General features: G+C 39.2%; 14 protein-coding genes and 1 pseudogene. 7 read left to right on the plus strand and 8 right to left on the minus strand.

The features are described 5' to 3' along the window. From F936_RS04995 to F936_RS05005, 3 genes are all read left to right on the plus strand, one after another. A partial coding sequence (locus F936_RS04995) for a BapA/Bap/LapF family large adhesin (protein WP_005045646.1) occupies positions 1-4,701 on the plus strand: 4,701 nt, incomplete at its 5' end. A gap of 144 nt (positions 4,702-4,845) precedes the next feature. After that, on the plus strand, positions 4,846-6,501 hold the full coding sequence (locus F936_RS05000) for a glycoside hydrolase family protein (RefSeq protein ID WP_005045649.1): 1,656 nt from the start codon (positions 4,846-4,848) through the stop codon (positions 6,499-6,501). Further along, entirely contained in the window at positions 6,498-8,228 is a 1,731-nt protein-coding gene (locus F936_RS05005; protein WP_005045651.1) for a CapA family protein, read from the plus strand. The genes F936_RS05000 and F936_RS05005 overlap by 4 nt, the downstream gene beginning before the upstream one ends. A 6-nt stretch (positions 8,229-8,234) precedes the next feature. On the opposite strand, the gene F936_RS05010 is transcribed toward F936_RS05005, so the two are convergent. Beyond that, positions 8,235-8,954, minus strand: coding sequence for a zinc metalloprotease (locus F936_RS05010; protein ID WP_005045653.1), 720 nt, complete (start codon positions 8,952-8,954; stop codon positions 8,235-8,237). Positions 8,955-9,035: 81 nt separating this feature from the next. On the opposite strand from F936_RS05010, the gene F936_RS05015 reads away from it, so the two are divergent. Next, positions 9,036-9,365: an MGMT family protein gene (locus F936_RS05015; protein WP_080028334.1), complete on the plus strand. Its 330-nt coding sequence runs from the start codon at positions 9,036-9,038 to the stop codon at positions 9,363-9,365. 73 nt (positions 9,366-9,438) lie between these two features. Here the strand turns inward: F936_RS05015 and F936_RS05020 are convergent, their stop codons facing one another. The 5 genes from F936_RS05020 to carA form a co-directional block, all read right to left on the minus strand. Then, positions 9,439-9,876 (minus strand): universal stress protein, encoded by a 438-nt coding sequence (locus F936_RS05020; RefSeq protein ID WP_005045655.1) that lies wholly within the window; start codon positions 9,874-9,876, stop codon positions 9,439-9,441. 123 nt (positions 9,877-9,999) lie between these two features. Then, positions 10,000-10,632 (minus strand): CatB-related O-acetyltransferase, encoded by a 633-nt coding sequence (locus F936_RS05025; protein WP_005045658.1) that lies wholly within the window; start codon positions 10,630-10,632, stop codon positions 10,000-10,002. 74 nt (positions 10,633-10,706) lie between these two features. Further along, positions 10,707-11,183 carry a transcription elongation factor GreA gene (gene greA / locus F936_RS05030; RefSeq protein ID WP_003650066.1) on the minus strand — a complete coding sequence of 159 codons (477 nt, stop codon included), beginning with the start codon at positions 11,181-11,183 and terminating at the stop codon, positions 10,707-10,709. Positions 11,184-11,271: 88 nt separating this feature from the next. Further along, entirely contained in the window at positions 11,272-14,502 is a 3,231-nt protein-coding gene (gene carB / locus F936_RS05035) for a carbamoyl-phosphate synthase large subunit (protein WP_005045659.1), read from the minus strand. 14 nt (positions 14,503-14,516) lie between these two features. Next, positions 14,517-15,656 (minus strand): glutamine-hydrolyzing carbamoyl-phosphate synthase small subunit, encoded by a 1,140-nt coding sequence (gene carA / locus F936_RS05040; protein ID WP_003650071.1) that lies wholly within the window; start codon positions 15,654-15,656, stop codon positions 14,517-14,519. 123 nt (positions 15,657-15,779) lie between these two features. On the opposite strand from carA, the pseudogene F936_RS18635 reads away from it, so the two are divergent. Both F936_RS18635 and F936_RS05045 read left to right on the plus strand, forming a co-directional pair. Next, positions 15,780-15,937 (plus strand): annotated as a pseudogene (locus F936_RS18635) (hypothetical protein). A gap of 29 nt (positions 15,938-15,966) precedes the next feature. Next, positions 15,967-16,554: a hypothetical protein gene (locus tag F936_RS05045; protein WP_003650073.1), complete on the plus strand. Its 588-nt coding sequence runs from the start codon at positions 15,967-15,969 to the stop codon at positions 16,552-16,554. Positions 16,555-16,613: 59 nt separating this feature from the next. Here the strand turns inward: F936_RS05045 and F936_RS05050 are convergent, their stop codons facing one another. Both F936_RS05050 and yhbY read right to left on the minus strand, forming a co-directional pair. Beyond that, the gene (locus F936_RS05050; RefSeq protein ID WP_003650074.1) at positions 16,614-17,150 is read right to left on the minus strand and encodes a DOMON-like domain-containing protein; all 537 of its coding nucleotides are present in this window, start codon (positions 17,148-17,150) and stop codon (positions 16,614-16,616) included. 16 nt (positions 17,151-17,166) lie between these two features. Continuing rightward, complete coding sequence (gene yhbY / locus F936_RS05055) at positions 17,167-17,490, minus strand: ribosome assembly RNA-binding protein YhbY (protein ID WP_003650075.1); 324 nt, start codon at positions 17,488-17,490, stop codon at positions 17,167-17,169. A gap of 199 nt (positions 17,491-17,689) precedes the next feature. Here yhbY and rlmE point away from each other — a divergent pair, with 199 nt between their 5' ends. Then, complete coding sequence (rlmE, locus tag F936_RS05060) at positions 17,690-18,340, plus strand: 23S rRNA (uridine(2552)-2'-O)-methyltransferase RlmE (RefSeq protein ID WP_003650076.1); 651 nt, start codon at positions 17,690-17,692, stop codon at positions 18,338-18,340. Positions 18,341-18,371: the final 31 nt, after the last annotated feature.

Genomic DNA, 18,371 nt, shown 5'->3' on the forward strand with positions numbered 1-18,371 from the left:
GTAGGCGGTACATTGACTGGCCTGGCTACGACTGACAACATCACCTGGACAGCAGTGTTCACACCAGATGGCACAGGCACAGCACCAAGCATTGCGGTGGCTGATGGTAGCTACACAGATACTGTGGGCAACCTTGGTACAGGCGATGTGCTTGATGGTACAGACGGTTTCGTTGTAGACATTGTTCCACCAACACTTGCAATTACTACTGATGATCTAGCTCTTGCAGCAGGTGAAACTGCGAATATTACCTTCACATTCAGTGAAGCAGTTGCAGGCTTTGATGCGACAGACATCGCGGTAGTGGGCGGTACCTTGACTGGCCTGACTACGACGGACAACATCACCTGGACAGCGGTGTTTACACCAGATGGCACAGGCACAGCACCAAGCATTAGTGTTGCTGATAATACTTACACAGACCTTGCAGGTAACTTAGGTACCGGTGATGTACTCGATGGTACAGATGGTTTCGTTGTAGACATTGTTCCACCAACACTTGCAATTACGACAGATGATCTAGCTCTTGCAGCAGGTGAAGATGCCAACATTAGCTTCACATTCAGTGAGGCAGTTACAGGCTTTGATGCAAGTGACATCACACTTATTGGTGGTACATTGAGTGCGTTGGTTACAACTGACAATATCACCTGGACAGCGGTGTTCACACCGGATGGTACAGGTACAGCACCAAGCATTAGTGTTGCTGATAGTACATATACAGACCTTGCTGGTAACTTGGGTACAGGCGATGTGCTTGACGGTACAGACGGCTTTATCGTTGACCTGGTTGCGCCAGTGGTTGGTTTCACAGATGTAACTACTAATGATGACACGCCTCCATTGACCGGTACGATCGATGATCCTGCTGCGACTGTGGTAGTGACTGTTGATGGCGTGGATTATCCAGCAACTAACAATGGCGATGGTACCTGGACGCTTGCAGACAATACCTTGCCAACACTCGCAGATGGTCCACACACAGTGAGCGTAACTGCAATAGATGTGGCAGGTAACATATCGAATCCAGCAACTGGTACGGTAACGATTAGTTCTTCTAGTATCTTGGCCTTTGATAACACTGATACAGCCGTACTTGCTCCTCAACCATTGCTTGTACAAGATGATGCCTCTTTAGGTAGCGAAACTTACCTAGCCTTGGTTTCACTTGCTGGACTTGATTTACAGCTTGGTTCTGAAGCAATTGATTTTACAGTGGGTGCTGGTCAAGAAGGTAACGCGACATTTACTTACAGTGCTTTAATTGGAGTGGATGCATTATCTGACTACTCTCTAGTTGTTCAAAAATTTGACACAACAACAGGTCAATGGACTGCGATTTATGGTGGTGGCCAAGCGGATATTATTGATCTTACTTTACTAGGTTCAACACCTGGTGTAGTGATTGATGGTTTAGAAGAAGGTCAATACCGTGCATTCATGTCTTATAACGGTCTTCTAGGTATCGGTTTACTTGGTACCTTAACAGGTACAATGGATGTCTATGATACGACACAAGTAGGTGGATACTACACCGAAGTTGCCGATGGTAATGTTATTACTGATATCAATACCAGTGGTGAAATAGACATCGTAACTCCTACGACTGTAGTTACAGCGGTAAATGGTCAGCCTGTTACAGCGGTAGATACAGTGATCAACGGGTTGTATGGTACTTTGGTAATTGATCCAGACGGTACATACACTTACACACCTAACTTAGATTCCGCTGGAGTTGGTCAAACAGATGTGTTTGTCTACACATTAACTGATCCTCTAACTGGTGATACGGCTCAAGCAAATCTCAATATTCAATTGAGCTCTGTGAAAGCGGTAGACAATGTAGTAACGGCAGAAATTAACCCAGAGCCATTGCTTGTTGCAGATGATGTAGCTCTTGGAGATGCATCTTACCTTGCAGCCGTATCGTTGGCTGGTCTGGATTTACAATTGCTTGGTAACGAGGCAATTGAATTTACTGTTGATCCAAACCGTGAAGGTACAGCAACGTTCACATTCGATGCTTTACTCACTGTCGATTTACTCAGTGATTATGCGATTGTTGTTCAGAAGTTTGATGAAGCAACAGGACAATGGGTATCCATTGGTGGAACTAATCCAGAAGCTTCTCTCATCGATCTTTCACTCATCGGCGGTACACCAACAGCCGTGCTTGAAGGATTGGATGCTGGTCAGTACCGTGCATTTATCGGATATGAAGGTTTGCTAGGCATAGGCTTAGGCGGAACATTAACTGGTACGATGGATGTCTATAATCCATACATCGTGGCTGGTTACTCTGTTGAACCGATCTCTGGTAATGTCATCAAAGATGCAAGCCTCACTGGTGAAGTTGATGCGGCAAGCAGCAATGCTGTCATCTCTGAAGTGAATGGTATTGCTGTTGATCCAACAGCTGGTGCAACAATTGTTGGCGCATACGGTACGTTGGTGATCGATCAAGATGGTAACTACACCTATACCCCAACTGTAGATGGAGCAAACCTCGGTCAGGTAGATCAATTTACCTACACCTTGCTTGATCCTGTAACAGGTAACACTTCTGAGGCAACACTTTATGTTCGTCTCGATAGTGACAGTGTAGATATGACTTGGAACGATGCAGATCCATCTCAACCAGCTGTAATTACTAGTCCGCTTCCAGTAGATGCAATGGATAACGTTGCTTCAGCTGAAATAGACATGGTGTATCCAGTAACAACTGAGGTACTTGATAATGCGATCAGCTATAACTGGTTACTCGGTATAGGTGGAATTGTTATCGGTTCTAGAGAAGGTACAGCGACATTTACAGTTGACCCAGGTAACCTTACTGATGCCATTATTGCAGTGAACTTCGGTTCGGTTGCAACGGTTATTGATGGTTTACATGTGGTATTAACCCGAGTAAATCCAGACGGCTCTCGTACTGTGGTTGCTGATAGTTCTGATACTGGCGTGATTGATTTGTTAGGTATCTTTGGTTCTGAAGTTCAATTTAAGATTGATAACTTAAGTGCCGGTACTTACGAGTTGTTCATGGAAAGCAACACACTTCTAACAGCTCTAGGTAGTGTTACAGCAGATATCACACTAAATCATGGTGATATTACTCAACCGCCTGTACTGGTCGTTGACCCTGTAACTGGTAATGTACTCGCTGATGATAACTCTGCAGTTTACGGTACAAACTATGTACCAGACTACATTACGACAACTTCAGTAGTAACTACAGTTACAGCTGAAAATGGTAATACAGAGGCAGTTGTAGTAGGTACTCCTACAACGATCGTAGGTGCATATGGCAGCTTGATTATCAATTCAGACGGCAGCTATAGCTATCAGGCAACTGCAGATATGGCGAATGTAGGTAAAGTTGATAGCTTCACTTATACAGTCACAGATCCAGTTACTGGTAGAACTGATACAGCTACATTACATGTTCAAGTTGGTTCGCCAGATGTTGATGTAACTTGGAACACAGCAGATCCTTCGGCAGATGCAACGCTTCCAACGCCTTCTGCAACAGCTGATACTGACGATGCAACAATCAGTATGTCACCAGTGGTAGACCCACTTGTGGATGTGGTAAGTGGTAATGTGACCATCGGTAACTTGGTTGGTTTCCCAATTCCACTTCCTGTACTCAGCAGTACGGTAACGTCGGATCAATTTGTGATTGCTGCTAATACAGTAAGTGATGTACATGTACAGTTGAACTACACTGCATCATTAAGCTTGTCTGCTTTCCCAACAACTGGATATACAATTCAGCAGTTCGTTGGTGGAACATGGGTTGATACTGCATATTCAGGTTCATCAACCGCATTGGCAGGTGTACTCGGTGCTCCGGCATTCTCGGCAGATGTACCACATTTGACGGCAGGTACTTATCGAGTTGTATTCAGTTTATCAAGTGTGCTTTCACTAGGTGTGGTAACTCTAGACTCTGTAGTGACAACTACAGCGACTCATCTAGACCAATACACACCAGATGGTCAAACAGACTGGATTACTGGCAACGTACTTACTAATGATGTGGTAGAAGGTACTCAGCTCTATGTACTGAACTCAACAACTGGCACATATGAGCTAGCTGCTGGTCAAGGAGTGAATACAGGTGAAGGCACATTGTATCTATACAATGATGGCTCTTACTTCTACAAACCATTAGACAGTGCTGCGAATGCGACAATCGATGTGGTTGATTACAAGTTAGTTTCGGTGATTGATGGTAGTGAATATCCTTCTTCATTGACGATTAACTTGAGTCAAGAGTTGAATAGCTTTGCAGTAAGTACTGCGGCAAATGATACATTTGCTCTTGGTAATGGCTCTGATACCTTGATCTACAACACATTAACAGCTGCAAGTGTCACTAATGCAACTGGTGGTAACACAACAGGTGGTGGTGTAGATATATGGACTGACTTCCATGTAGGTGATACTGCAACCGATGATCAGGCTGATAAGATTGACTTAAGTAACTTGTTAATTGGCTCTCAATCTAACTTAACAATTGGTCAATATGTGTCAGTAAGCTACGATGCTGGTACTCAAACTGCGACAATCAGCGTAGACCGTGATGGTGGAGTACTCATCGAAGGTACTTACACTGAAACACCATTGCTTCAATTGACTAACCTCACAGGTCCAGTCACATTGAATGACTTGATCAACAATGGTCAAATCATTTTCTAATCTGAAAATCGACTTATAGAAAAAAGAGCCTTCGGGCTCTTTTTTTATGTTTAAACAATACGTTAACTTTGCTTTTAGAAGGGGCATGATATGATGCTTGATTAGCGCTTTATAGAACAACAAACAATTAGGGACTGAATTCGAGTGACGGCATTTTTAAATTTCCAAAGACAACTTAACCTTTGGTTAGAACAAGTTGTTCAGCACGTTCCGAGTCTTAAGCAGGATATTATTTTATTTTTATCTTATGGCCCTAAAGACCAAAGATGTAGCGTATGGCACAGTGAGAAGACAAATTTAGAGTCTGCTAAAAAACAATTATTAGATTTTATTAATGACCAGTTTGCACAGGCACCACTTGCTGATTATATAAAAATCGATATTGCATATAATTTAATGCAACAGGTGTGGAAAGAAGTAGAGCAGCAGGTCCACCATCAATTTCACAACAACCATTACCGTAAAGGCATTGGCTTTGATGAACTCTGTTCAGTGGCCTTTCTTGAACAAGAGATCTATGGAAAAGCAATTATTCGAGGCTTGAGCTACGATAAGCCGAACTTCTTTGATGAAACCAATCTGAATTATGCAATTAAGCAAAAATATAACGCTACAAAACCACAGATTAAACTACAAGAGTTGCAAGACATTTGGACTTTTGATACCTACGCAGGATTTTATGAAAATGGGCAATTCATTAATTTAGCGAGTCGCTATGATGTAAATGGTATTAGAGGAATTTCAAACAATAAGAAACAGCATTTTAAGCTGCTAATTGAACAAAATTCGGCATTCCTGCATAGCCAGATTCAAGAAAATGGCAAATTTATTTATGGTTATTTTTCTGCCTATGATCGAGACATTCGTAACTATAATACGGTACGTCACTGTTCCTCGACGTATGCCTTACTAGAAACATTTGAGGTGCAAAATAAGCCAGAATATTGGTCTAAAATTCATGCCGCGATTCACTATGCACTGACCAACTTTTATAAAGAAAAAGATTCATCAACCGCTTTTATGATTGATGGTAAAGAAGGGGAATTAGAAATTAAACTGGGTGCCAATGCGGCAGCTATTTTAATGCTAACAAAATATCAAGAAATTACCCAAAAAACTGATTATCAAAAATATGCAGAGAAACTCGCAAATGGTATTTTGAAATTAGTAGATTCAAATGGATCAACGACTCATGTATTAAATTATCCTAACTATGATTTAAAAGAAAAATTTAGGATTATTTATTATGATGGAGAAGCTGCTTTAGCTTTATTAAGGTTATACCAAATTAACCAAGATTCTAGATTATTAGAAACAGTTAAATTAATGTTTGAATATTTTATTGAAAATAGATATGAAAAATATCATGATCATTGGTTAAGTTATTGTACCAATGAACTCACTAAAATATGTCCTGAAGATAAATATTTTATTTTTGGTCTAAATAATTATTTAAAACATTTTATTTTTATTCGAAATCGAAAAACCACATATGCAACTTTGTTAGAGATGTTAATGGCTGCTTATAAAATGGTGAGTCGTTTAAAAGAGCAGGGGCATACAACACTTTTTGAGCAATCTTATGTGTCTGAGCTTCAAAAGCTAATTGAGTTTAGAGCTGATTTTCAAACTACAGGTTTTTTCTATCCAGAAATGGCCATGTATATGGCACGGCCAGATAAAATTTTACATGCATTTTATATTCGACATGACCGTTTTCGAGTAAGGATTGATGACCAAGAACATAACTTGTCTGGTTATATCGCCTATGTAAAAGATTACAAGGGTGATGAGCCATGAAATATCAACCCGTTGAGATTAAGTTATTAGCACATGTCGACACTACAAGTTTTGATGAAACTTTATGGCAATTCGAATTTGATGATGATGTTTCAACGCTATTGCTTATTGACTATGCCCTAGAGCAATTTCAGCAAAAAAATATACAGGCTCAAGATGTCTATGTCGTGCATGAACACCTATCTGAGCAAGTAGGTCAGCACAATCTAGGCCTAAAGCCTTCTGAAAATTACACCTTTACTGAGCTATTACAGTTCTTAATTTTTACCCAAGCAGCAGATGTAAAAAATGCTTTAAGCAATATGCTTTGCGATACAAGTGAAAAAGCACATTTAATTTTGTCCGAAAGAGCTGATGTCTATTTCTTAAATTTCAAAAAAGAAAGTACACAAAACCAGTTAAAACATTTGTTTTTATTAGTCAAAAATATTTATACCTATCCAGCTGAAATCAGAAATCTGTTCTTTGTAAAGGAGCTAGATTTTAAAGGGAAGGCTTATCATCCCCAGACGCCATTAATGGCTCAATCAGTCGTAAGGGTTTTATACCTATCTAATTCGTTTAGAAAAATTTATCTCACGTTTTTTGAAGAAAACCAGACCATCGGTTTCTTTTCATTTTTAGATGATATACACCGGATTGAACATTTGGTTCCTTACTATCATTGCTTTCAAGAGCAGAACGTAAAACCTAAAGTTTGTTCTACTCAAAGTGGCATGATCAACATTTTGGGAGATACTTATTTTGGGGAGAACTATACAGAAAAGCGTAAATCTAAGGGCCAAAAAGATGCTCTACAACAATATGGATACAGCTATTCATTCGAAAAAATAAAAGCCTTTTTAAGTGAAAATGACTTAAATATTGCTAACTTTGAAGCAGTATTTTCTTTAGAAGATCAATCACCATTAGCATATAAAAAGCCGTTTATTCTTAAAGCTGAGGCTGAAAAAACATTAGCAGAATTTAATAATATTCACCTTAACCATGTTGTGTTGGCCAATAACCATCTAAAAGATTATGGCGATAGCGGATTAGCTTATACATTACAACAACTTGATCAGGCCAAAATTTCTTATATCGGTGCAGGATTGAACCAAAAAGATGCCCATAGCTATTTTGAAATCACGTTTAATAACAAGTATTACGCTATTTTTAATGGCTATTGGCACAGAGATACAGCCTATTTAGATTATGATTTTTACGCTTTAGCGCACAAGAGTGGAGTGGCTTGTCTAAATGGAGTTTTAATTGAGCAAATAAGCCGTTATAAGTTGGCTCATCCTCACCATAAAGTCATTGTTATTTGTCATTGGGGCGTTGATTTTAAACCTATTACAAAAGAACAAACTAAACTCGCCAATATTTTAACCCAAGCTGGGGCCGATCTTGTGATTGGACATGGTGCGCACAATGTTCAACCTATTCAATCCATTCATCAAAAGCCTGTAGTATTTGGTATTGGCAATGCAGTTTTTAATAGTAACGGTGAGTATGCAGAGCACAATGCTCTACCATATGGATGTATAGCACGGCTAGATTTGTCAAAAGATCGCCTTCGTTTATATCCGATCTATACCAATAATTTGAAAACATTTTGGCAGCCATATCCGGTCAATGAGGAAGATTTTTCAAAGGCCAGCTGTTATATGACTTCATTACTGGCCCAAGAAAATTATAGTTTGGCTCAAGATAAATTAGGTTTTTATGTAGAGCTTGGTTTCTAAAATATTTTAAGGATAACTTTGATAATTCGATAAAATTGTTTGAAGTTGTACAGGTGTAAAACCTAAATTCCTTAATCCACCACTACTACGTTTGCATTCAGCGCTCGCCATAATATTCGTTGGAGTCCGTTTTGTAGCATTCGGTGCGCAAACATGTTTTAGACCAAATACATGTCCCATTTCATGAACGCTTCCTGCCTGAATATTATAATTTAAACGATTCCAGTCTAACAAAACAAAGGGTTCACCATTGTTGCGAAAAGCTCTGCTGGTAACATCTTCAAATTTCCATTTAGGTGAGTACGCATCGTAAATAAAAATAATGACTTCTTTACTTGCTGTGCGTTTTGGAAAACAGGTCTTTATGCTTGCCGGAATCGTTTCGAGGGAAATAGGGTAGGGCTGATTAATTTGCTGCTTAAGGTCACATCGTAACTGAATGAACTGTTCATATGGGATATAACGGTTTAATTTGAACTTAAAAATTTTATTGTTTTTATCATCTACATAATATTTATTTAATATTTTAATTTCTTTTCGCATTTGTTGATAATTATCAAACTTTACAGCTTCCGGAGAATTAGTGGTAAAAACGAAAGTGACTGGAACAATAGGGCGGCCATCTATAGATACTTTAGGTACTTCTCTTGAAGGAAGAATAGGGGGGCGAGTAGTACAAGAAACACATAGCAAAGTCCCAGTCACTACCAGTATGGCTTTTTTCATGCAGATCTCCCTCAAACCTACCTTGGATTACATTTAATTTTAGTCAAATTTTTTTATATGATATGAAGAATGTCAATTTTTATGGAGTCCATTTTGACAACTCAGTATGAACTACATCGGCAGATTTTAGAAGTCATTGCTTTGATTCCTTACGGAAAAGTTGCAACTTATGGGCAAGTCGCTCGTATGGCAGGTTTACCTAAACATGCGAGATTAGTTGGCTATGTCCTTAAGCATCTTGAAGCAGATCATCAAGTACCATGGTATCGCGTTATTAATTCTCAAGGCAAAATTAGCCTAAGTAAATTTAATGAAAAGGGTGAAAATGTTCAACAGTTAAAGCTAGAAGCTGAAGGCGTCTATTTGTTAAATGGCAAAGTGAACTTAAAGCAATTTGCTTGGCAGCCTTAAATTAACTTAAGGGCTATTTATTTAAAAATAATTGCCTAAATTATTAAGATCAACAAGATAGGCAATATGGAAGTTATCGAACAATCAAAACAGGAATATGGCTTTCGCCTAAGACTTTTTGTGCAACGCTACCTAGCACCAGTTTTCGGACACCAGTACGACCATGTGAACCCATCACAATGAGATCAACATTTAAGTCTTGAGCAGCCTGAATAATTTCTTCATGTACAACAAAACCTTCCAATAACTTAGTTTCAACAGTAATACCTTCTTCGGCAAATTTTTGTTTTGCTTGCTCTAAAATGTCGAGTAAATAAGTTCGTGTGCGTTCAATTAAATCATTAGTTTGACCAGTTTTTACATAGGCATCGGCTATATAAGGGTCAAGTGCCATAACTTGTACAACCGTAATTTTGCTATTTAGCGCTTTTCCCAGTTTAATCGCCTCTTTCATGGCGATCATTGAAGTTTCAGAACCGTCAATTGGTACAAGAATGTGTTGATATAACATGAGTTTTTTCCTTATTGTAATGATGCTTATTTATTCAATACTTTATACTTATTTTTTGACGATTTAAATTCAAGCACGTAATCATTTGTGACTTTATAACAATAAATTTTTCTAGATAAAATTTTATAGATTTCGCAAATTTTCCATATGTGTAGATAAAGCAGCTATATCATCAGTTTGTAAATATTCACGTATTTTCAAAATTTGCTTCTCATCTAAATCATAAAGTTTTAAAGCAAGCAGTTTATCGATTTGTTCTTGAGGAAAGCGATATTTAATAATTTTCGCAGGCACGCCACCTACAATTGCATAGGGTGGAACATCTTTAGTTACTACAGCTCCAGTTGCAACGACTGCACCTTCACCAAGTTTGACACCTTGCATAATCATTGCACGACTACCAATCCAACACCCATCAGCAATAACTGTGTCACCAGCTGCTAAAAAACTACGGGTATCAAAAGGGAAAGTCGAAATCCAGTCTGGTCTATGAAGTTGGTTGCCACCCATCATGATGACGCATTCAGCGCCAAAACAAACAAAATTTCCAATATAAAGTTGGTCAATTGGTTTGTCTGGTGTCGAGGCTTTATCATGTAAATAACGTACGACACAACGTTCAAAACCTTGGTCCCAATAAGCTGAATAATATGAATAATGACCTTTAATATGGATATTTGGGTTTTTAACAGTTTTGGAAATAAACTCAAATTCACACCAATGACGAACTGGGGTGTTAATTAAAGAAGTATCCATTTGTGATTTCCCAAAAATATATCAATGGTATTGAATAAAAACCCCTCATAAAGAGGGGTTAGTTGTGTATTATCTTAGAGATATTCTACACTTACGATTTCATATTCGACTTCGCCTTGAGGAGTCACGATTTTTACTTCATCGCCTTCACTCTTACTCAAAAGACCACGTGCGATTGGTGAGTTCACAGAAATTTTATTAATTTTAAAATCTGCTTCGTCATCGCCTACAATTTTATAAGTCTTACGTTCTTCGGTATCCAGGTTTTCAATGGTGACAGTCACACCAAATACAACACGACCATTTTGCTCAAGTGTTTTGACATCAATTTCTTGAACTGCACCGAGTTTACCTTCGATATCCTGAATACGGCCTTCACAGAAACCTTGCTGTTCACGAGCAGCGTGGTATTCAGCATTTTCCTTTAAATCACCGTGCTCACGTGCTTCAGCAATCGCCTGGATAATACGTGGGCGTTCAACAGATTTTAAATGTTGTAATTCTTTCTCTAAGGCAATTTTACCTTCAGGGGTCATTGGATAGCGTTGCATTTTGGTCCCTCTTAATTTGAGAAAACACAGTTAAAAAAAATGAAAAAATCCCGCCACCGATAAGGTGACGGGACTTATCGGTAACAAATTAACCTACAGTTAAATCTTGCAAGCGGTATACATCCATTGGCAATTTCACAGCAAAGGCTTGGCAAACAGCTTCTGCACCATTGATAGTCGTTGTGTAATACACTTTGCCTTGTAGGGCAGCACGACGAATCATTGCAGAGTCATATTGAGCCTGTTTACCTTCAGTGGTATTGACAATAAGGTGTATTTCACCATTTTTCAAGCGGTCAACAATATGTGGACGATCTTCAGTTACTTTATTCACAGATTCACATTCTAAACCTGCTTCTTTAAGCACTTGGTATGTACCACCTGTTGCAATAAGCTTGAAGCCATATGCAGCTAATTTCTTAGCGATATCTGCAATATATTTCTTGTCAGATTCACGTACTGATAAGAAAGCATGTTTCACTTCGCCTTCGGTTGGTAAACCTGGTAAGCGTTCATTTGAGCCTAAAACAGCTTTATAGAATGCTTCACCAAATGTTTTACCTACGCCCATTACTTCACCTGTAGATTTCATCTCAGGTCCAAGCATTGGATCTACGCCTTGGAATTTAGCGAATGGGAAAACAGCTTCTTTCACAGCAAAGTGTGTTGGAATGATTTCTTTAGTAAATCCTTGAGATTCAAGTGATTGACCAGCCATACAGCGTGCAGCTACTTTTGCTAAAGAATCACCAATACATTTCGATACGAATGGAACTGTACGTGAAGCACGTGGGTTCACTTCAAGAATGTAAACATCATCGCCTTTAACAGCGAACTGAACATTCATCAAACCAACCACACCAAGTTCTTTTGCCATCGCAACAGTTTGACGACGCATTTCATCCTGAATTTCTTTTGATAAAGAATAAGGAGGAATTGAACATGCTGAGTCACCTGAGTGAATACCAGCTTGTTCGATGTGCTGCATAATACCGCCGATCACAACGTCTTTACCGTCAGATACACAGTCAACATCAACTTCAGTTGCATCATCTAGGAAACGGTCAAGAAGGACAGGAGCTTCATTAGATGCCTGAACTGCTTCACGAAGGTAACGTTTAAGTTCTTCTTCGTTATATACGATTTCCATTGCACGACCACCTAATACATAAGATGGGCGAACAACTAACGGATAACCTACTTTTGCAGCTTCAGAGATACCTTCTTCAGCAGATTTTACAATGCTGTTGTTTGGTTGACGAAGCTGTAAACGTTGGATCATTTGCTGGAAACGTTCACGGTCTTCTGCGCGGTCAATTGCATCTGGTGATGTACCAATAATTGGTGTACCAGCTTCTTCTAAAGCACGTGCCAATTTAAGAGGAGTTTGACCACCGTACTGTACGATTACACCTTTAGGCTTCTCTGTACGTACAATTTCAAGCACATCTTCAAGTGTTACAGGTTCGAAGTATAGACGGTCAGATGTGTCATAGTCGGTAGAAACAGTTTCAGGGTTACAGTTAACCATGATTGTTTCATAACCATCTTCACGCATAGCAAGCGCCGCGTGTACACAGCAGTAGTCAAATTCGATACCTTGACCAATACGGTTTGGACCACCACCAATCACCATGATCTTGTCACGATTTGATGGGTTTGCTTCACACTCTTCATCGTAAGTTGAATACATGTATGCAGTACCAGATTCAAACTCGGCAGCACATGTATCAACACGTTTGTAAACTGGATAAACACCCAAATTCCAACGTTGTTTACGGAATTGCTTTTGTGAAATACCCATGAGGTCAGCAATACGCAGGTCAGATAAACCTTTGCGTTTGAAAGCACGGATATTGTCAGCGTTTAAGTCACCAAAACCTAAAGATTTTACTTCAGCTTCAGTTTTAACAATGTCTTGGATTTGAATGAGGAACCAACGGTCAATTTTGGTTGCTTCAAACACTTCATCTAAAGAGAAGCCATGACGGAAAGCATCTGCTATATACCAGATACGCTCAGGGCCTGGAACTTTAAGCTCTTTTAAAATGGTTTCTTTTGCATTTGTTGCACCAGCTTCGATTTTTTCATCAAAACCGCTTACACCAACTTCAAGACCACGTAATGCTTTTTGTACAGATTCCTGGAAGTTACGGCCAATAGCCATTACTTCACCAACAGATTTCATCTGAGTGGTTAATACAGGTTCTGCTTGTGGGAATTTCTCGAAGTTAAAACGAGGAATCTTCGTTACAACATAGTCAATCGATGGTTCAAAGCTTGCAGGAGTCACGCCACCAGTGATGTCATTTTTCAATTCATCAAGGGTATAACCAACAGCAAGTTTTGCTGCGATTTTTGCGATTGGGAAACCTGTTGCTTTAGAAGCAAGAGCAGATGAACGAGATACACGAGGGTTCATCTCAATGACAACCATACGTCCATCTTTCGGGTTAATACCGAATTGAACATTAGAACCACCTGTTTCAACACCAATTTCACGAAGAACTGCAACCGAAGCATTACGCATCAATTGATATTCTTTGTCTGTTAATGTCTGAGCAGGAGCAACGGTAATTGAGTCACCAGTGTGAACGCCCATTGGGTCGAAGTTTTCGATAGCACATACGATAATACAGTTGTCGTTTTTGTCACGAACAACTTCCATTTCGTACTCTTTCCAGCCAATTAAAGATTCATCGATCAATAACTGGTGAGTAGGAGAGAGGTCAAAACCACGTTCACAAATTTCAAGGAATTCTTCGCGGTTATATGCAATACCACCGCCCGAACCACCCATTGTAAATGATGGACGAATAATTACAGGAAAACCAAAGCGCGACTGGATTGTTAAAGCTTCTTCCATTGTTTCAGCAATGGCAGCTTTTGGACATTCCAAGCCAATTTTACGCATAGCGATATCGAAGAGTTTACGATCTTCGGCTTTCTCAATCGCTTCTTTGCTTGCACCAATTAATTCAACATTATATTTAGCAAGAACGCCGTGCTCATCAAGTGCGAGAGCACAGTTCAATGCAGTTTGACCACCCATAGTTGGTAATACTGCATCTGGACGTTCTTTTTCAATAATCTGTGCAACTGTTTGCCAAGTAATCGGCTCAATATAAGTTGCATCAGCCATTGAAGGATCTGTCATGATGGTTGCTGGATTAGAGTTAACCAAAATAACACGATAGCCTTCTTCACGAAGTGCTTTACACGCTTGAGCACCTGAGTAGTCAAACTCACATGCTTGTCCAATCACAATCGGGCCAGCACCAATAATTAAGATGCTTTTAATATCCGTACGTTTAGGCATTATTCGCTCCGTAATTACTGTTTAGATGCTTCGATAAGTTCGATGAAATGATCGAACAAAGGTGCACAATCATGTGGACCAGGGCTTGCTTCAGGGTGACCTTGGAAGCTGAAAGCTGGTTTGTCTGTACGGTGGATACCTTGTAGGGTGCCATCGAACAATGATTTATGCGTTGCTTTTAAGTTAGCCGGTAAAGTTTCTGCATCTACAGCAAAACCATGGTTCTGTGAAGTAATCATCACTGTACCATCTTCAAGATTTTGTACAGGATGGTTAGCACCGTGGTGACCATGGTTCATTTTTACAGTTTTTGCGCCAGAAGCGAGTGCCAGAATTTGGTGACCTAAGCAGATACCAAATACAGGTAATGTTGTGGTTTCAACAATAGTTTTTACAGATTCGATCGCGTAATCACAAGCAGCTGGATCGCCAGGACCATTTGAGAGGAATACGCCATCCGGATTAAGTGCCAATACTTTTTCAGCCGGAGTTTCTGCAGGAACAACGGTTAGTTTGCAACCGCGGTCTGCAAGCATACGCAAGATGTTGGTTTTGACACCGTAATCGTATGCAACTACATGGTATTTTAATTCAGGTTGAGAGAAGCCTTTGCCTAAGGTCCATGAACCTTCAGACCATTCAAAACCTGTTGGATCACAACATTCTTTTGCAAGGTCTAAACCATTTAAGCCACCAAAAGCACGTGCTTTTGCAATTGCTTCTTCTTCTGTAATATTTTCGCCAGCAAGGATACATCCGTTTTGGGCGCCAGTCTGACGTAAAATACGAGTCAGTTTACGAGTATCGATATCTGCAATAGCAACAACATTATGCGCTTGCAAATATTCACTCAACGACTGCTCAGCACGGAAATTACTGTGTAGTAGTGGAAGGTCACGAATAATTAAACCATTCGCCCATACTTTATGGATACGACCAGATTCAACGTCTTCCGAGTTGCAACCAGTGTTGCCAATATGAGGGTAAGTTAATGTCACAATTTGTTGTGCATAACTTGGGTCAGTCAAAATTTCTTGATAGCCTGTCATGGCTGTGTTAAAAACGACTTCTCCAGTCGTATTTCCCGGTGCGCCGATTGACGTTCCTTTAAAGATCGTTCCATCTGCGAGGGCTAAAATGGCGGGGATGCTCAAACCAAAGCTCCTGAATTTCGGCTGTAAAAAAGCGAGTAGACCCAAAAAAGATCGGCGATGTTTGGATAAAACATGCCCTCCCTATCGGTCTGCCCGCTTGTAACTTAACAGCGCATTATACGCATGGAACCCTCTAAAGTCTATTTCTTTTCTGCTAAAAAATATAATTCATTGCTTGCTTTTTACAAAAAAATATCCGCTTATCTGAATTAGATACTTTTGATAAATTGTCTAACAATTTGCAAGGGGAATTCTTGGAACTAGATTTATTGTATTGCTAGTTAAAAAATAAACAATATGAGGAAATAGTATGAGCAATAATGAAGTTTCAACAGATGTGAGCGAAAAAGCTCAAGCGGTAGTTGAGTCGGTAAAAGCTGAGGTTAATGAAGTGAAAGAGACCATAGCTGCTACTACAACTAAGGCTAAAAAAACAGTAACTGCTAAAACTGCACAGGTAAAAGAAGCTGTTGCCGAAAAAACTGAGCAAGTTAAAGAAGTTGCTACAGAAGCAACAACTCAGGTAAAAGAGGCAATTACTGAGACTCAAGAACAAGTCAAAGAAGTTTTAAGCGAGACTCAAGAGAAAATTGAAGCTGAAACTCACGAATTAAATAAGAACATTCAAAATCAATTTGTTCAAATTAAACAAGATATTCTACAGCGTCTGGATGTGATTAAAGCTCAGTTTAGTACTTCACAAGAAGGATTGTCTGACCTTAAAAATGCTTTGAAAGCAGAGATTAATGCCCTTATTGAAGATTTAACGAAAGTGAGCAAAGAGCTTAAGGGTGATATTAGTCAGATTTCTTTGAAACACAAAGATTCTCTAAGTGAAAGTATTAAGCGTACTAAAAGTAATGCAGTCGAAGCTTGGAATAAAGCACGAGACAATTAATGATCTCTGCTTTGATCCAGCTATAAAAAAGCGAGAATTAATTTCTCGCTTTTTTATTTTTAGAACTGATGTAACCAGTCACGTTTATTATGGAAATCTGCACTTTTTCCACTATGCTGCATTGCATAGTACTGCATACCTTCTTTGGTCTTTAAAACTGTAGTCAAACCTAAATAAAGGTTTGCCCATTTCAAGCGATGCTGTTGCATAAATTGTCCTAAATCAAGACTAACATTTAAGCCATAGTGAGTACGCTTGAGATGATTCAGTTCAATATCGTAAGCAGCAAGGGGAGGTATACTTTCTGGATAGCGATATTCTTCAAACTGATATGACTGCCATGCTTGAGAAGGGGAAAGATTAATTTCCCGATAATAATCTTCACCATGCACGCCAACAAAAATTTCGAAACAAGTTTCTTCCCACAAAAAATCTTGACGAGGATGAGCCGCGACTTCTTGAGGCCAGATAATAAGTTGATTTGGATCACGAATCCAAAAACCGATATTTAAGGTATAGGGTGCTTGCTGTTCAATTGCGCCAACAACGGAAACAGCTTGAAAACGATCAAAAGCTGAAAGTTCGTAACTTGCCATAGTTTGTCAAATTAAATTAGTTTGCTAGATGAGCGTGACGAACAAGATTAGATAAATGCTGGTTTTGTTTAGCTGCTTTTTTGTAAAGCAAAACAATTTTACCAATTTTTTGCACAGCTTGAGCACCTGTCGCTTCTACAATTGCGTCAATTGTTGCAGTACGCGCTTCACGGTCTTCACCAGCAATCTTAACTTTAATAAGCTCATGGTCATTTAAAGCACGAAGCGTTTCTTCGATTACTGCGTCTGTTAAGCCTTGTCCACCAATCATGACAACTGGATTAAGCACATGACCAATTTGACGTAAACGTTTACGTTCATGGATAGATAAAGCGGCCATTAAAAATACCTGATTTTAAAAACGGCTTAGTATAGCAAAAAACTTAAATCCAGATGTACGAAAAACTGTATAAATAATCGATCAACATTATTGGAAAAAAACTGTAAAACTTAGTGAGATTACGCTACATCCGTACTGTAATGAGAGTAATTTTCACGTACAATGAACGATCAGAAGTTTTTTTGATATTTAGTGAGTTATGGCAACACGCATTACAAACCAGAAATTGTCGAAAAGTAGTCGTGTATGGATGAGGGAACATCTGGACGATCCTTTTGTAAAAAAAGCACAAAAGGAAGGATATCGTGCTCGAGCAGCCTATAAACTTCTTGAAATCCAAGAAAAATATAAGTTGATTAAGCCAGGCATGACTGTAGTGGATTTAGGCGCGGCTCCTGGTAGTTGGTCTCAAATCGCTGGGAAACTCGTTGGTAGCAAAGGTTTAGTGGTTGCTTCCGACATTTTGCCTATGGATGCTTTGCCTGATGTCACTTTCTTACAAGGCGACTTTAGAGAAGAAGATGTATTTGAAAAATTGTTAAATATTTTAAATGGGCGACAAGTAGACATTGTAATTTCTGATATGGCCCCCAATACATCAGGTAATAGGGCCGTTGATCAACCTAGACAGATTTACTTATGTGAATTGGCTTTAGATTTCGCTCAAAAGGTTCTGGGTCCTAATGGACAATTTGTTGTTAAAGTGTTCCAGGGCACAGGATTCGATGAGTTTCGTAAACAAGTAGTTGATAGTTTTGATGTGTTAAAGACAGCAAAACCAGCAGCTTCTCGGGCGCGGTCTAAAGAGGTTTTTTTGATTGGACAAGGGCGTAAGAAAGCATTGCGATAAAGTTTACTTGCCAAGCTCCTAAAAATTGTGC

The sequence above is a fragment of the Acinetobacter calcoaceticus DSM 30006 = CIP 81.8 genome, assembly GCF_000368965.1.
Lineage (GTDB): Bacteria > Pseudomonadota > Gammaproteobacteria > Pseudomonadales > Moraxellaceae > Acinetobacter > Acinetobacter calcoaceticus.

Excerpts from the sequence above, each read along its gene's own strand:
- F936_RS05005 (WP_005045651.1), top strand. The coding sequence starts at position 6,498 with ATGAAATATCAACCCGTTGAGATTAAGTTATTAGCACATGTCGACACT.
- F936_RS05020 (WP_005045655.1), bottom strand. The coding sequence starts at position 9,876 with ATGTTATATCAACACATTCTTGTACCAATTGACGGTTCTGAAACTTCA.
- F936_RS05015 (WP_080028334.1), top strand. The coding sequence starts at position 9,036 with ATGGAGTCCATTTTGACAACTCAGTATGAACTACATCGGCAGATTTTA.
- yhbY (WP_003650075.1), bottom strand. The coding sequence starts at position 17,490 with ATGGCCGCTTTATCTATCCATGAACGTAAACGTTTACGTCAAATTGGT.
- greA (WP_003650066.1), bottom strand. The coding sequence starts at position 11,183 with ATGCAACGCTATCCAATGACCCCTGAAGGTAAAATTGCCTTAGAGAAA.
- F936_RS05050 (WP_003650074.1), bottom strand. The coding sequence starts at position 17,150 with ATGGCAAGTTACGAACTTTCAGCTTTTGATCGTTTTCAAGCTGTTTCC.
- F936_RS05010 (WP_005045653.1), bottom strand. The coding sequence starts at position 8,954 with ATGAAAAAAGCCATACTGGTAGTGACTGGGACTTTGCTATGTGTTTCT.
- F936_RS05025 (WP_005045658.1), bottom strand. The coding sequence starts at position 10,632 with ATGGATACTTCTTTAATTAACACCCCAGTTCGTCATTGGTGTGAATTT.
- rlmE (WP_003650076.1), top strand. The coding sequence starts at position 17,690 with ATGGCAACACGCATTACAAACCAGAAATTGTCGAAAAGTAGTCGTGTA.
- carB (WP_005045659.1), bottom strand. The coding sequence starts at position 14,502 with ATGCCTAAACGTACGGATATTAAAAGCATCTTAATTATTGGTGCTGGC.
- F936_RS05045 (WP_003650073.1), top strand. The coding sequence starts at position 15,967 with ATGAGCAATAATGAAGTTTCAACAGATGTGAGCGAAAAAGCTCAAGCG.